We start from the raw sequence: 15609 nt of genomic DNA, 5'->3' as shown, positions 1-15609 counted from the left end.
CCTTACAGCGTATTTTACCAGCAATTAAGCCGAGACATTGTGCCGATACAATTTGAGTAAATCTTATTTTTACCGGATCAGAATATGGCATATGGGGTGTGAGCATGCAACCGCTTATCACGGTGTGTCGTACTCTTTATTAGAGTCGTATTCCAAAGTGGTGCAGGATCGTCACCATAAGGAGATAACTCACAACTGTAGCAGCTATGGAGATACTGATACTCACATAGAAACTGAAACCGTGCTTGAGAAGCAGGGGAAGTGTGACAAAGAGTACAAGGGAGGGGAGAATCAGCCAGAAGACACTCACAGCAAGAGAGCTGACTCTGGTGGTATCCTTTGTTTCTATGTAAAGCCAAAACATCCCAAGTATCGAGACCAGCGGAATTGACGCCAATATTGCCCCGGCAAGTGTGTTGCGCTTGGCAAGCTCAGATATGATTAGAATGAGAGTTGTAGTGATTGCTATTTTGGCAAGATAGAATGTCACTTGGATGTATCCTCATAGACAATATATACTTTTAGTTTGGGCAACCCTGAAAACAGGAACTTTATTATATATTCTAAGCTCTATAGGAGGCAAGTAAAGCCGCCAATCTTTTACACTCAACCAAGCTCCGTTATGAGTAAACAAAAGAAACAATCAGAAACGTCCAAAAATGCATTGTGAAAACCGACCAGATTATTCGGGAGCCCCTTGACTTGGATTGGTCTCCTGACACCATCATTCAACAATTAAAGCTTGTATGGAAGAAAGGCGGTCGGACAAGTGGGTTCACTGTGGATAATGGGGGGTGAGTTTGCTGATCATGTTCGTGTGGATTGCGAAACCTTATGCCCGTGGCGGCGATGAACAGATGAAAATATTCGATCCTCTTTTCGCTTAGTTTAATAAGCGAAAAGAAGGTTCAGACAGTAGTATTTTTAAACAGGATTCTGGGTCTTGTAAGACTCAAATTCATTGTTTTCATTAATTTTAATGATCACCGCACTCTTGACCGGGTCACCACCCTCTGTCATATCGAGAGTTCCTGATACCCCTTGAAAACCTTTGATCTTGGTGAGTTGATCACGTATTGCAGCACGATCTTTAATCAAGTCTCCTGAGAGTTTTTCAATGGAAGAGATTGCGGTGAGTAACAGGTCTGTTGCATCATAACCCAAGGCGCTGTTGCCAGTGGGTAGTGCATTGGCAATAGCCTGATAGTTATCTACAAATTCTTTAGTTTTTCCTTTAGCTCCTATTGCTGCAAAATGAGATGTGAAATAGAGACCTTTACAGAGATCTCCACATTCATCTATGAGACTACTCGTTTCCCATGCGTCTCCACCAAGAATTACTTTTTCCCAGCCTGTTTTCCGTGCTTGTTTGACAATCTCAGGGATTTCATAGTCGTATTGAGGGACGAAGAGCACATCCGGTTTTGCTTTGACAATTTTGCTCAGTTGACCGGAGAGATCTTTTTCAGATGAAAGAAAATCCTCAAAGGCAACAACAGAGCCTGCCCCATGTTTTGCTTCAAACGCTGTTTTGAAAAATTCAGCAAGTCCTTTGGGGTAGGCGCTGGAAATATTGTACAAGACTGCGGCTTTTTTAGCGTTAAACTCTGTGCTGACAAAGCTTGCCATTGCCTCCCCTTGGAACGGGTCAAGAAAACAGGCTCTGAAAACGTAGGACCTGTTCATGGTTGTTTTGGGGTTAGTAGAGGTGGGAGAGATCATGGGGGTGCCAAACGATTGGCTTATTCCTCCCGCCGGTATGGCCCTTGAACTGGCATTGGGACCAATAATGGCAAGTACCTTTTGTTTTGTGATCAGGTTAAGTCCATTGGACACAGCCTGTTGGGTAGATGACTGATTGTCAGCATGGACAAACTCTATTGTATATTGCTTTCCACCGATTAATAGACCGCCAGCACTGTTGACCTGGTCTTTAACCATTTCAGCGCCGATTTTAGAGGCAAGGCCAGAAGATTTACGAGAACCACTGTAGGAAAGATTTAGGCCTATTTTTATTGTTTCGGCAGCCTGGCACACAGATCCAAGGGATAATAAAAAAGCGAAAATCAGTATGGAATAGTATAGGTTGGATTTTAATACCTTTTGCACTGTGGAGTCCTCCTCCTTCTTTTTGACACAACAACCCCTTTACCTACATGAGACCAATCAAGGAACTGCTGTCATGGAAATCACTGTATTTTTTATAGTTTATGAGAAGTAATGTTATGTTACAGGGAAAGAGAACTACCATGTGCTACATGCAAAAACAAGTTTATTCTAAGTAAACAACGTTTGCAGGGTATTATTTTCATACCTTAACGAGTAGTAGGAGTTTAGTTGTGATTTCTAGCATATGTATACATCAATTTCAGCTTACTTCATTGTGAGGTGAATGGAGTGCACCGCATTGTACACAGTACTGGCCACCAATATAGGTAGTTCCATTGCAGTGTATACATTGTATTTGTTGGTTGGTGCCGCAAAATGGGCACATATCCACTTGTTTCGGCAGTTTCTTTCCACAGGAATGGCAGCTCCCCTTCATCAGCCTTTTTTCCTTTATTTTCTCAGGAGAGAAAAGTTTTTTCTGAATAAGGTAAATGGCCAACAGAGCAAGAAGGATTGCGAGCAGAATAATAATGTAGTGCCATATAGCAATAATACGTAAAGAGACAAGCAGCTGGAATAGAGATTCAAATACTCTGTGTGGAATGATATCCAGAATAAGTTTAAGCAGTTTGAAAAGTACCGGAATACACGAAACAACGAGTAAATGAGAGGATATAAGAACTTGTAGAGTACTGTTTTTTTGAATGCTTTTGGAGTTCCATAAATAGAAAAGTCCACAGAGCGGGAGCAAAAAGAGAAACTGCCAGGCAAGCTCTTTGATGGGATACCAGAAATCGAACTTTTTAATATCGCCAACTATAATAGTTTTTTGACCCTGCAGTTCCACAAGCTTTGCGGAGAATAATTTAACTGCAGCATTAGCACTAATGGTGGCATTATAGTCTGCAATAGTTTTGCTTAATTGATTAATCTGCCCAGTGAGTTCCTTGGATTTTGCGGCAATGGAAGACACTTGGCTGTCATCGCCGGTATCAGCGATATTTTCCAGGAGGTTAGTATCGTAAACGGCTTTTGATTTTTTAAAGCTCTGAGTAAGCTTTATCTTATTCTGTTGTGCACTCTTACGATCACGAAATACTGTAACAATGGCCTTGTCTTCTTTAACCGCTCTGACACTACTCAGGAGCTGCTGACAAGAGGAGTGGGTTTTGCTAATTTCGGATTGGTCCAGTCGGTCTCTTGTTCCGTACCGGTATGAGTTCTCTGGAGCGAGGATCAGTTGTTGTATTGTATCAGTTTTGTACTCACCAACCCATTTTTTCTCAATGATTGCTTCTCGACAGATACTGGGCATGTACTCATATGGGGAAGTAAGTAGAGCACTGTGGTCATGGAGTCCGGCGAAGATCATACTGACAACAAAGATATCAAGGGCAATAATCACAATAAGTGACATTTTACTCAACGGCTCTTTTCCCCCGATGATAAGGAGTCTGTTCTTAAAGGTCTTGAATTTTTGTTTGTTGAAGATCAATTGTTATCCCTATCACTTTTTTTGAGTAGATAAACCAGTCACACCTTGTGAAAGGTTTTTTTGGTTTGTCTGCTATATTCAGTTATCTCGTAGTGCACCCTTGAAGAGGTTCGTGCCATTTTGGGTCAAAAGGGCTGAGTCACTCCTGGTCCAGAAGATTAGGCTTTCGTGACTATATTTTTCACCTGATGCCGATGGGGTTCGTTCCAGGACCACTCGTTCACCTTTCCAGAATAATGACGCCGTATTTCCAATTGTATCATAGTTAACGAGGATTTGTTTTCCGTGATTGTCCTCGTAGGTGAGTACCCGAGTCTGCGCTTGACTTGTGTAATCACTGGATACGGGCGTGGTATGGAGTGAAGTTTGACAGCCAGATACAGCCATGACCAGAGTGATAGTATAAATGGTGCGTTGGAAAAGTTTTGCCATATCACCTGTTGGATGTATAGGGTCGCTGAAAGCTTTTGAAATCAGTGGGTACGTTTATTACTCTTTATTTTTTGCAATTATCCAAATGGCATGTACCATCCCAGGAATAAAACCCAAAATAGTCAGAACAATATTAATCCAGAAATGTTTGCCAAGGCCTACCTGGAGAAATGCAGCCACGGGGGGGAATATTATAGCACAGACGATTTTTATGAATTCTTTCATGATATATGGTGAGTTGAGGTTGTTGTGTTAATGACGTTTACTTAACCAATACACCTAACATAATGAAATAGTATATCTAAGGCAATACTCGAATTAAAGGCAACGTATACCTCCGAGGTTCCATTGACAGTGACCACAGGGAACCTGGCTGCCAATGCAGTCGTTGGCGTATCCTCCATCATCGGCAAGCAACATTGGGCAAGGCCCTTGGCAGCAAGTCCAGCAGTAGGTATAGCCGTAGGATTCTGCCTCTTTTCTAAAGTCTAGATACTTTTTACTATGCCAGCTTTCAAGTAATGTTTTATGTGAAACATTTCCAAATGGACGTTTAATAACATTGGCGTCTTCTTTTAAAATGCGGCAACCATAGCTGTGCCAGAGGAAGTGGCAGGGCATTATATCGCCGTTGGCGGCAATAAATAGTGTTTTTTCTTTAAGGAATCGACACTCTCTGGGAGATGTAGCCTGAAAGGGTGGGATAAATAGATCAAGTCCCTTTGTATCGGCAATTTTCTTTATAGCACTAATTTTTTCTTCATTTTCCCTGGATTTCTGAATTTCTCCAAGGTCAAGATCATCTAAGTTAAGCTGAAGGTCTCTTCGCCGTGCCTCTTCCAGCATATCGTTAAATATCTCTGTAAAGAGTTGGGAGGATTGTGTACCTGCATGTCTGCGATAGTGCTCAAGTTCTTTGGTGAAATCGAGACCCTTAGACGCGGCTGTTTCAGCAGATCTGGTGAATAGCTCAAGGGTTTCCGGGGGATGGGGATTAAATAAACACTCTTGTTCTGCGGCCTTGTCGTATAAAATCAGATGGCTTGAGAGTATATAATCAATCCCATTATCAATCGCCCAGGCAACCAGCCCTGGTAAATCATTAATGGTTTGTCTGGTGAGAACGATTTCAAGGCCTATTCTAAAACCATGATTTTCAATATGGCGAGCCTGGGAAAGATTGTCAACGCTCTGTTGTACTGCCCGAAAGGAATGTTCACCGGCACTTTCTTCCTCTGGGTCTTCAAACCGATCAACCGAAAGACACATGGTTGACAATCCGGCCCGAAGAAGATCACGAGCGTTAGTTTTGGTGAGTAACAGGCCGTTACTCTGTACACCGATACTGCTTGTTGCGGGCAGGACTTCTCGGGCCAACGTAATTATGGTTAACAGATCGTGATGTAAAAGTGACTCTCCTATTCCATTTAAGATGAGGGTTTCTACATCTTTTAAGGAGGGAAGGATCTTTTGAAACACACCCAGGCTCATATCCTCTTCGGGGATACAACTGCCCCTCGTATGCTTTACACACATCTTGCATTGCAGATTACAGCGGGTGGTCAGTTCGACGTACACTTTTTTGGGAGAATCGGTTTGGTGCTGGTTCATTACGTCTTGGATATGAGGGGTTGAGTTATTGAATTACTATTATCGTGTTTATATGCGGCCAGAACTATGGATGTGATTGACGATTGAGAAGTCTTCTTTTTAAGCAGGCGTGTCCAGTATCAGAACTATTGCTAGAGAACTTGTAGTGAGAAAAACAAATTTTTACCAGAAATATCACTGGGAAGCTCTGCTAAAGGATCTTGCAAATATAAAAAAAAATATCATACAATGTAATCAACATTTACATGAACTTAATTTTTTAAGGGAGTAGCCTCGTGGGATTAAACTCGTTGGGTGACAGTAAAGCAAATCACGAAATATCTCTCTTGGATATTTTGGATGTTGAGGATCTCCAGAAGCTTCAGGATTCATTTGCCAAGGCGAATCGGGTTGCTTCAACCATAGTGGATATTCATGGGTTGCCAATTACACGACCCAGCAATCATAGTGCGGTTTGTCAATTGATCAGGTCTACTCAGAAAGGTGAAAGAAATTGTATACGATCCGGTAAAATTTTAGGGGAGCTGTCCATAAACTCACAAAAACCCTCGTATCATTTTTGTAAAAGTGTTGGTTTCGTAGATGCTTCCGCACCTATAGTAATCGAGGGTGTGCATATTGCCAATTGGTTAATAGGCCAGAGTTGGAGAGGGGCGGTTAATGAAGAGCGAATACTTGCTTATGCAGAGGAGATTGGAGTAGATAAGCATGATATGCTTGAGGCTTTCCTGTCAATGGATGCTATAAGTGAAAGTGAATTCAAAGAAAAATTGGACTTTCTCTGGTTGATGGCAAACCAGATTTCAAATCAGGCTTATCAGCAGCTCAGGCATCAGAAGATGGTTCAGTCCCTTGAGCGGTCACAAAATGAACTCACTGCTTACAGAGATAATCTTGAGGTCATTGTTAATAGAAGAACGGTGGAGCTTGAAACTGCCATCAAAAAAATCAAAGAAATTTCTATTAAAGACGCGCTTACAGGGTGTTTTAATCGTGGTGCTATTAACTCATCTCTCCCCAAGGAATTGAAACGGGCGAAGCGGTATAATAACCCAATCTCTATTATGCTTTGTGATCTGGACCATTTTAAAAGGGTCAATGATAACTATGGTCATCAGTCAGGTGATGTTGTACTGCAGAAAGTTGTTGCCACTATTGAGGATAATATTCGGAGTGATATTGATTGGCTGGCAAGGTACGGAGGGGAGGAGTTTCTACTGGTGATGCCTTTCACGGATCAAAAAGGCGCTGAGGTTACTGGAGAGAGATTACGGAGCGTAATAGAGGAAATACCATTTGTCTTTTCTGGAGAAAATGTCAAAATCACAGCAAGTTTTGGCTTAACGACTGTCGAAGACTGGAAAAGTCATGGCTCATTAGGTCATGAAGATTTTTTACATTGTGCTGACACATTTCTCTATAGAGCAAAAGAAGAGGGGCGTAATCGTGTCGTATCAGGTACTCCTGAATCCTCCAGTTGATTCTAACCCGAGAAGGGGGAAAAATTTTAGTATCGCTGGATAAGTACCCCGAAGGCCTCCCCGCGGTCGCTATCTGGAAATGGTGCGATATCAGCAATTTTTCCAACACTCGGTATCTCGGAGTCTACGCTCCCTGTTTTTTATGACAGGTTTTTCTGTCTAAGGCACTAATGGGCAATCAGTGCCGAGTGGCATGTTGTGATCTGATTTTATTGCAGGACCTGACGTATTAATGTGGAGAGTTCATTTACTGTAATGGGTTTTAACACAAATTCCCTAATACCTGATAATTTGGCTTCTTCTCTTGAGGTTATTGAGGAGTATCCAGTACATAATATGATAGGTATATCCGCTCTGGTCTGAAGTATTTTCTCGGCAAGTTCAACTCCGGTCATACCAGGCATGGTTTGGTCGGTTATAACTAAATCAAACGAACCAGGATTTTTGTTGAATACTTCAAGTGCATTAGCACCGGATGTTTGAGCACTTACAGTGTAGCCCAACTGCTCAAGAATTTCTCTTCCCATATTGGCAAGATGTGGTTCATCATCAATAAAAAGAATAGATTCGCTTCCGGTTTGATATTGCTCGATTACCTCCGGTCTCGAATGGATCTGTTCTTTGTTAAAAACGGGCAGGAATACATCAAAAGTAGTGCCTTTTTCAGGTACACTATTCAACGAGAGAAACCCGCCATATGACTTAACTGTCCCATGAACGATGGCAAGTCCCATACCAGTTCCTTTCCCCTGACTCTTAGTTGTAAAATATGGGTCAAATATTTTACTTTGTATTTCAGGAGCAATACCAGGGCCCGTATCACCTACTGAGAATTGCACATAGTTACCCTCCTTAATATCAATGTCAGGTGGTAGCTGGTCTTTTGTGAGATGTACATTTTTCATTGAGATGCTGAGCATTCCACCTGTTTTTTCCATGGCATGGAAGGCATTGGTAGACAGGTTCATCAGGATTTGATGTATCTGAATTGGGTCGGCCAGAATAAAGCCAACTTCAGAACTAATATTTTGTGTGATCTCAATGGTGGCAGGGAGAGAGGGGCGTAGCATTTTCACCACTTCTTCCACTATTGTAACCGGCTTAAGCGGTAATCTATTGGTGTTTGTTTGGCGGCTAAATGCCAGGATTTGTTGAATAAGACCTTTAGCCCGGTTGCTTGCGTTAAGAACAGCATCCAGATATTTCTTCAATTTTTCCGAGGCCGATGCATCAAGTCGGGCGAGTTCTGAGTAGCCTATTATTGCGGAAAGAATATTGTTGAAGTCATGGGCAATGCCACCTGCAAGGGTACCAATGGCTTCCATTTTCTGGGCCTGACGTACCTGGTCTTCCAGTTGGATTCGTTGGCTGGCATCTCGTAAAATAAGGAGGGTATTTCTGTCTTCTTCTGTACCGTATTGGGAGACATTTACTTCAAGCGCAAACTCCGTACCATTCTTTTTTATCCCTTTTGTTTCATAATAAATATCCCGTACTGGAGAATCCTCTTTCTCGGCCAGATAGGCCATGAATTGGGGTCTTTTGTCAGGGGCAATGATTTCCAGCAGTGGTTGATCAATTAACTGGCTACGATCCTCATAACCAAACATTTTCATATAAGCGGGATTAACCAGTGTATGAATACCCGATTGAGCTACACCAATACCATCAACAGAATTGTCAAAAATTGACCTGAGCTGTTCATGGGCTTGGTTGAGCCCTGTAAATAGCTGGGCATTTTCTATGGAGATAGCCACCTGAGGAAGAATGAGTCGCAATGTTTCAACTCGATAATGGGGAAACGCATCTACAATTTGATTATTTTCAATAAACAGGATTCTATTTTGCCCCTTCTTATAAGAAAACGGCATACATAAAATCGATTTACAATTGTTTCTGAGCACGTACGGATCATTGGTAAAATCTCCTTCTAAACTGGCATTCTCAAGAATCAATGTTTCATCGGTCCGGGCCACATAACGGATGATTGCTTCGGATATATACCTGGAGAGTTGTGCCATAACAGGACCTGCAGTTTTCCCTGAATGGATGGTCTCTTCATTGGCGGCAACTTCCACACGAATGTCTTCTCCATTGATAATGACAATACTTGCTTTTTCAGCCCCGGTATTTTCCAAGGTATACTTCATGATCTCTGTGAGCAGAACAGACATATCCATCTGGGTTGCTATGGCCCTTGAGATGTTGACAATGGTCTGATAATCGACAAAGTTTTTATCTTCTTCAGCTGAACCAAAAAAGGTGCTTGCGGGAGTTGGGGCGTGGGTGTGTGCACTTTTATGCGGGGTTCGTTCCCTAAAGAGGTCAGAAAATTCCTGCTCTAAATGTTTCAGCTTTCCAATGGCCTTCCATTGACGGTAATAGTAGAGTGATTCGGCCAGATAGTCTTTGGCCGCACCCTTTAAACCACATCCAAGAGAATGACGGCCAGCAAGTTCATTTGCCAAGGCCTCAATCTGGATAAAACCGGTTTTATGTGCTTCGGCGATACATTTTTCATACCCTTGAAGGGCTTCAAGCTGTTTACCTTCAATTCTTGCAATTTCGGCTTCTATCAACAGGTATTTATGCTCGAAATTATCAGAGCAGCTTGCCTTCCATTGTTTAAAATAATCGAGGTGGAGATTAAGTGTGGTTACAATCTCCTGTTGTTTTTTCTTGGAAACAGAACTGTACAATGCTGTAAGCGCCAGGGAGTAATAGAGATAATGCTCAGGAACTTCTACGTGGGCCACAGATGACCAGATCAATTCTTCGGCTTTTTGAGCTGCAGCTACCGCTTCCTCAAAATAGCCAAAGAGGTAACGAGCCTGTGTTTTATGGATATAGTACCAACAGACTGTAATGGACATATTGGTTTGAAGGTGCAGCTCAAACTCAACTTCATTAAAGGTCTCGTCACTATATGAGTGGGGAGTGTCTGTTTTCCCTCTCAGCAGTTGAACCAGACGCTGTTTGCTCTCAATAATGTCGACTATTTCGGTATAGCCTGTGGTGGCTACATATTTTTTACGTTTTTCTGCATCGACAAAAACCTGTTCAAGATCCATTCCTGAGGCCAGATTAACCATGACAATGTGGTTGCAATGGTAGCAGGAGTAGGTGACGTCCCCTGTTTCAAGGGCTGCCTTAAAGCCTTCTTCAAGATATTGAAGATCTGACGTAACGTGATTGACCCAGAAATTGACATTAGAGCCAAAACTCAAGCAGACCTTTGCTCTAAACTGTTCATAGCCTTCTTTTGCAAGCAGGCTGTAACCCAGTTTTCCGAATTCGTAACCTTGTTCAAATGCACCAAGCATGCAGCCGATGATCATTCCAAAATAGGCATACCCGGAGGCGGAGGCTGGGGCGTTGCCGTGGCGAAGTGCAATGTGCACCATGTGGCAATGTTCAAGATAGAGAAGGTTCTGGTCGTAAAACAGAGCCGGAGGCATCATTGCCGCCAGAATGGATAAGGCGAGTTCCATTTCCGGGTTGTCCATGTCAGGAAGATTAACTAAATCTTCAATGTTACGTGAACCTATGAGTTCTAGTATTTCCTCATACACTTCAAGAACCTGGTCTCTTGTGGGATGGAGATAGAGGGTGATTCCAAAAAGATCGCAGCCGGCTATCGCTGCTTTTACCGCATGTTCGATTTCACCTTTTGTTGTGTAAAGGTCAATCAGCACTTTGTAGATTCTGGCTTGTTTTATGGTTGTGTTTGCAATCTTCAGGAGTCTTTCAAACTCCTGTTCAGCCTTTAAGAGTTCTGCAGTAAAATAATATGCTTCTGCTTTTTCATAGAGCAGTTCAAAGAAGAGATCTGGATGCGCAACTGCCAACTCTCGATCTAACATGGTAACGCCATGGTCAAGTAGCTCTATTGCCGATTCATTGGCAAGGGTTGCTTTAGCATTGAGGGCAGCCTGAAGGTTCAGTTTTGCCATGGCCAACTTTTCATCTTTGTTGGTTATCATTTGCGAGGCAAAATTAAACTGGGAAATTATAGTAAACACATTGTCACTGAGTTCTTTCGCAGATAAAAATCCACGCAACTTACGACCAATGAGTAGGTGTACAGCCTCCCTTTCATTCTCTGGTATCATCGAATATGCTGCCTGTTGAACCCTGTCATGCAAGAATTTGACATGCATTTCTATGGAGTTGGATGAATCATCATCGGGCAACTCTTTTAAAACTTGAATATATTTTCCTGTACCAGACAATGGAAGCATAAGACCAACCTTGACCATAGGCCAGATGCTTCTAGTGACTTCAGTAACAGATTGACCGATTATAGCAGCTAGCCAGCTCAGTGAAATTTGTTCTCCTATGCAGCTTGCTATCATCATCAATTCTCTTGTTTCAGATGGAAGCTTAGACAATCTGGTTAACATAAGTTCAACAACGTTATCCGTTATATCACACTCATGTATCCGTTCAATTTCCCAGCACCATGAACCCTGTAGGTGATCGTAGACAATTAAACCATCGTCGTGCAGGCGTTTAAGGAAATGATTTATAAAAAAGGGATTCCCCAGCGTTTTTTCCATTACCAGAACTGAAAGGGTCTTGGCATTATCTTCGCTTACATGGAAGGTGTCTTGTATCAGTGCGTTAACGTGCTGCTGAGATAAGGGCTCTAGAGTAATGGTATTGATAACTGCTTTTTTCTCTATCTCTTCTTTGGCTAAAAGGAGTGGGTGAGTCCTATGTACCTCGTTATCACGGTAGGATCCTAGAATCAGCAGATGTTTAACGGTTTTATCAGTGAGAAGCACATTTAACATTTGTAAACTTGCGAGATCTGCCCATTGAAAATCGTCGATAAAGAGTACGAGGGGGTGTTCCGCAGTGGCAAATATTTTGATAAATCTTCTGGTGAGTTCATTGAATAGGTTTTGTGTCTCAAGTGCGCCAAGTGCGCCAAGTGCGCCAGTTGTCGCAACATCTTCGTGTTTGCCGACGAGTATCTCAAGATCAGGCACAAGGTTTGTCATAATTCCTGCATTGTTACCCAGTGCAGCGATAATTTGACTTCTATATATTTCAAGCTGTGATTCGGGGAGGAGCAGTACATTTCTGACTAGTTGTGAAAAGATACGGATGAAGGCATAATAGGGTGTATTTCTCTGGTACTGATCATATTTACCCGATATAAAAACACCTTTTTTCTCAGCAATAGGCTTATGTACTTCATTGATCAGTGCAGTTTTCCCGACGCCGGAATAGCCCGCTACAAAAATCATCTCCGAAGTACCGTGGCTCACTCGGTCAAAAGCTTGTAGTAATTGATTAATTTCAGTCTCTCTTCCATAGATTTTCTGAGAGATGTTAAGTCGATCATAAATATCATGCCGAGCAAGGGGAAACACAGAAATGGAGTTTTTTAACTGTAATTGATCGCTGCACTCTTCGAGGTCACGACGGATTCCATAGGCTGTCTGATAGCGGTTTTCGGCCTCTTTCTCCAAGAGCTTAAGGATTATTTCTGACAGCTGCTGGGGGAGTGTCGGGTAAATAGTACTTGGTCGCGGGATGGTTCTGGCCAAATGGAAGTGGAGGATTTCTAAAGGGTCGCTGGTTGTAAAAGGCAGCTTGCCTGTGAAGAGAAGATAGAGGGTCATTCCCATGGAGTAGAAATCTGTTCTATAGTCTATAATTCTATTCATTCTCCCAGTCTGCTCAGGCGAGATGAATTGAATAGTTCCCTCTAATCTGTCGGTGGGGTGCCCTGAATAGTGCTCGTATTCGAGAGAGGTGGCAATTCCAAAATCGATGAGGCGCAGCTCTTCAGTGTCACTGTTCCACAGGATATTCCCAGGGCAAATGTCTTTGTGAATAATTTTATTGGTATGAATATACTCAAGAACGGTGGATAATTGGATTGCTATTGAGAGTGCTGTTTTTAAAGAGAATGGATCTTTTGCAACTAACTCTTGGAGCGACTGACCTTTAAAGTTTTCAAAAACAATTGCTATGTCTTGGGCATCAGAGAGTAGTTCAGTTGATTTGAGAATTCCTGGATGGTCCAGGGTTTGGGCTATGGTATATTCCTGTTGATATCTGACTTTTTCTTCCTGTGGAAGAAGGGCACCTTTATGAACTTTTAGAATTTTCTGGACTGTGTTTCTTTTATCAGGCTTTGTTCGATATATTATAGATTTTTCGCTTTCAAAAAGGGTTGTTGCGATTTGGTAGCCAAATATATTCATGTGTGAAAGTGTCGTATCGGAGGGTCAATTATTGTGGGTGGAATTCTCCTTCTTTTATTATATGTATCATAATATGGGTGATGATTGAAGTGATTATGAATGGCTTGGTAAATGATATAAAGGGAGACAAATTAAAAAAAGCACCGGACAGTCTCTGGACTGAACGGTGCTTTGTATTGCAAACCGGAAACCACCCCAAAGGAGGATAAGGGGTGTTGGCTACCGATTTGCCAGGTACCACGGTCCTTAGCCTGGATATTTGTCTGCCATATAGTCTTTGAGATATTTGTTTTCCACGTGCACTTCTTTTAACTGACTCTTTACAACATCGCCAATGGAGATAAGTCCTTTAAGCTCCTTGCCTGCAAGAACCGGGATGTGTCGTATCCGGTTCTCAGTCATAGCTGTTTGAACATACTCAATATCATCATTTTCACCACAGACGATAAGGTCCTTGGTCATAATTGTTTCAACTGTGATTTCCTTGATGGTATCGTAGTGATTTACAACAGCCATAAGAACGTCTCTGGCTGCTATAATACCGAGTATAGCTTCATCTTTATCAACCACCAGCAGAGAGCCGACCCGGTTTGCCGAGAAGATGGTCATGGCATCAAAGACTTTGGTGGACTGTTCAATGGTTACGACCCGGCTTCCTTTTGTAGCCAGAATATCTTTTACTTTCATAGAGAAGCCTCCAGATTTTTTTACCAGCAGTTGTATTAGTACCTTACTCTATTGAAACTAAGGGCTTAAAGTAAGTTCCAAGGTACCTGTCCCGTTCATCGGGGTCAGCTCACTGCAGGTGGGGTGGCTGATACTGTTGTTTATATCATGGTGCTCATACAACTACAGGGTATAAGGCAATAACAAAGACAAAGAGTGCAAGGGTAAAGGTCCCAATGCTTGCAAGCGGGCATCCCTTAATTTCGAAACTGTCCGTTGCCTCATGAAAATACATAGTAATGATGAGTCGCAGATAATACCACATGGAAAGAATGCTACTGATGACTCCAAGCACAGCAAGGGCGATGTGGCCCGCAGTAAAGGCGCTTGTAATAACGTAAAATTTACCCATGAAGCCAGCCGTTGGTGGAATTCCTGCCATGGAGAGCAGGAAGACAGTAATGGCGGCAGCGGAATAGGGGTGTACTTTAGCAAGGCCCTTGAAATCATCGAAGTTGGCTCGTTTTTCACCCTCACCACCAAGATATGACAGTGCCGCAAATATCCCTAATGTTCCTACAGCATATGCCGCAAGGTAGTAGGCAATAACAGAACCAGTGAACTGTTCAGCGTTAAGGGCAACGAGCGCAATGAGCAGATATCCTGAATGGACGATGCCTGAAGCTGCCAGCATTCGTTTAATATTGTCCTGGCCAATGGCAATGAGGTTACCACCAAACATGGTAAGGACGGCAAGGTAGAAGAGAAATGTTACCCAACCATCGTGCATTGTGGTATGCAGTGCCAGAAAATTAGCAAAAAGAGCAAAAACGGCGGTTTTAAGTGCGGTGGCCATAAAGCCTGTGACCGGTGCGGCAGCGCCATCGTATACATCGATAACCCATGCGTGGAATGGGAAGGCGGCGACCTTAAAGAGCAGGGCGACGAGGATGAAGAAGCCTCCTCCCAGCATAAGGGGAGCAAAACTTTTTTCTATACTGAGTGCTGCTGCAATGGCTGCAAACTTGGTGCTTCCGACAGCACCGTAAATAAGAGCTGCCCCCATTGTGAAAAAGGCACCGGCAAAGGCACCTAACATAAGATATTTAAGAATGGCCTCAGTGGCCTTCACATTCTTGCGCTCATACCCCACTAGAATATAGATGGCAAGAGACATAATCTCGATGGCGATAAAGGCGGAAATAAGCTCCTGAGAAAGAGTGAGCAGAATCATACCGCAGGTGGCAAACATCATAATTGAATAGAATTCGAGGGTGCAGAAATTATTCACCTTGAAGTAACTGTTTCCAGAGACAGAGGTGAAAAAGCCACATCCTAAAATCACGAGTCCTGCTGCCATACTAAAATTATTTGCAACCAGCATACCGTTGAAGGTCTGGGCGAAAATGGTTGTTTCAGGACCACAGCCAACGACGAGCTGGACAAAAAAGGCGGCGCCATAAAATCCCATACTGATATAGGATGCAACTTCTACCTTCATTTCTTCACAGGTAGAAAGAAGCATCAACAGGACGGCTCCTGAGGTGATAATGATCAGAGGGAGTAAGGACAGAAAATCATGCATAGTGTTTAC

The 15609-nt window shown here is 42.6% G+C and carries 10 protein-coding genes; 1 reads left to right on the top strand and 9 read right to left on the bottom strand.

The window, feature by feature from the left end; genetic code table 11:
• Positions 1–139: 139 nt before the first annotated feature.
• The 6 genes from ACX6CI_RS18665 to ACX6CI_RS18640 form a co-directional block, all read right to left on the bottom strand.
• Entirely contained in the window at positions 140–490 is a 351-nt protein-coding gene (locus tag ACX6CI_RS18665; protein WP_458775172.1) for a DUF3147 family protein, read from the bottom strand.
• Positions 491–924: 434 nt separating this feature from the next.
• A complete protein-coding gene (locus tag ACX6CI_RS18660; RefSeq protein WP_458775171.1) occupies positions 925–2109 on the bottom strand; it encodes an ABC transporter substrate-binding protein in 1185 nt (394 codons plus the stop codon).
• Between the two features lie 259 nt (positions 2110–2368).
• A complete protein-coding gene (locus ACX6CI_RS18655) occupies positions 2369–3604 on the bottom strand; it encodes a hypothetical protein (protein WP_458775170.1) in 1236 nt (411 codons plus the stop codon).
• Between the two features lie 78 nt (positions 3605–3682).
• Positions 3683–4036, bottom strand: coding sequence for an MliC family protein (locus ACX6CI_RS18650; RefSeq protein ID WP_458775169.1), 354 nt, complete (start codon positions 4034–4036; stop codon positions 3683–3685).
• 57 nt (positions 4037–4093) lie between these two features.
• Positions 4094–4261 carry a YqaE/Pmp3 family membrane protein gene (locus ACX6CI_RS18645; RefSeq protein ID WP_458775168.1) on the bottom strand — a complete coding sequence of 56 codons (168 nt, stop codon included), beginning with the start codon at positions 4259–4261 and terminating at the stop codon, positions 4094–4096.
• A gap of 93 nt (positions 4262–4354) precedes the next feature.
• Complete coding sequence (locus tag ACX6CI_RS18640) at positions 4355–5647, bottom strand: radical SAM/SPASM family putative metalloenzyme maturase (protein WP_458775167.1); 1293 nt, start codon at positions 5645–5647, stop codon at positions 4355–4357.
• Positions 5648–5922: 275 nt separating this feature from the next.
• Between ACX6CI_RS18640 and ACX6CI_RS18635 the strand changes: the two genes are divergently transcribed.
• Entirely contained in the window at positions 5923–7128 is a 1206-nt protein-coding gene (locus tag ACX6CI_RS18635; protein ID WP_458775166.1) for a diguanylate cyclase, read from the top strand.
• A gap of 209 nt (positions 7129–7337) precedes the next feature.
• Here the strand turns inward: ACX6CI_RS18635 and ACX6CI_RS18630 are convergent, their stop codons facing one another.
• The 3 genes from ACX6CI_RS18630 to ACX6CI_RS18620 all read right to left on the bottom strand — a co-directional run bounded on the left by ACX6CI_RS18630 (position 7338) and on the right by ACX6CI_RS18620 (position 15600).
• Positions 7338–13349 (bottom strand): AAA family ATPase, encoded by a 6012-nt coding sequence (locus ACX6CI_RS18630; protein WP_458775165.1) that lies wholly within the window; start codon positions 13347–13349, stop codon positions 7338–7340.
• Positions 13350–13595: 246 nt separating this feature from the next.
• Positions 13596–14036 carry a CBS domain-containing protein gene (locus ACX6CI_RS18625; RefSeq protein ID WP_458775164.1) on the bottom strand — a complete coding sequence of 147 codons (441 nt, stop codon included), beginning with the start codon at positions 14034–14036 and terminating at the stop codon, positions 13596–13598.
• 154 nt (positions 14037–14190) lie between these two features.
• Positions 14191–15600 carry an NADH-quinone oxidoreductase subunit N gene (locus ACX6CI_RS18620; RefSeq protein ID WP_458775163.1) on the bottom strand — a complete coding sequence of 470 codons (1410 nt, stop codon included), beginning with the start codon at positions 15598–15600 and terminating at the stop codon, positions 14191–14193.
• Positions 15601–15609 lie beyond the last annotated feature (9 nt).

Source organism: Desulforhopalus glucosivorans (assembly GCF_054397165.1).
This window is presented reverse-complemented; position numbering and strand designations above follow the sequence as displayed.

Excerpts from the sequence above, each read along its gene's own strand:
- ACX6CI_RS18630 (WP_458775165.1), bottom strand. The coding sequence starts at position 13,349 with ATGAATATATTTGGCTACCAAATCGCAACAACCCTTTTTGAAAGCGAA.
- ACX6CI_RS18645 (WP_458775168.1), bottom strand. The coding sequence starts at position 4,261 with ATGAAAGAATTCATAAAAATCGTCTGTGCTATAATATTCCCCCCCGTG.
- ACX6CI_RS18640 (WP_458775167.1), bottom strand. The coding sequence starts at position 5,647 with ATGAACCAGCACCAAACCGATTCTCCCAAAAAAGTGTACGTCGAACTG.
- ACX6CI_RS18625 (WP_458775164.1), bottom strand. The coding sequence starts at position 14,036 with ATGAAAGTAAAAGATATTCTGGCTACAAAAGGAAGCCGGGTCGTAACC.
- ACX6CI_RS18620 (WP_458775163.1), bottom strand. The coding sequence starts at position 15,600 with ATGCATGATTTTCTGTCCTTACTCCCTCTGATCATTATCACCTCAGGA.
- ACX6CI_RS18650 (WP_458775169.1), bottom strand. The coding sequence starts at position 4,036 with ATGGCAAAACTTTTCCAACGCACCATTTATACTATCACTCTGGTCATG.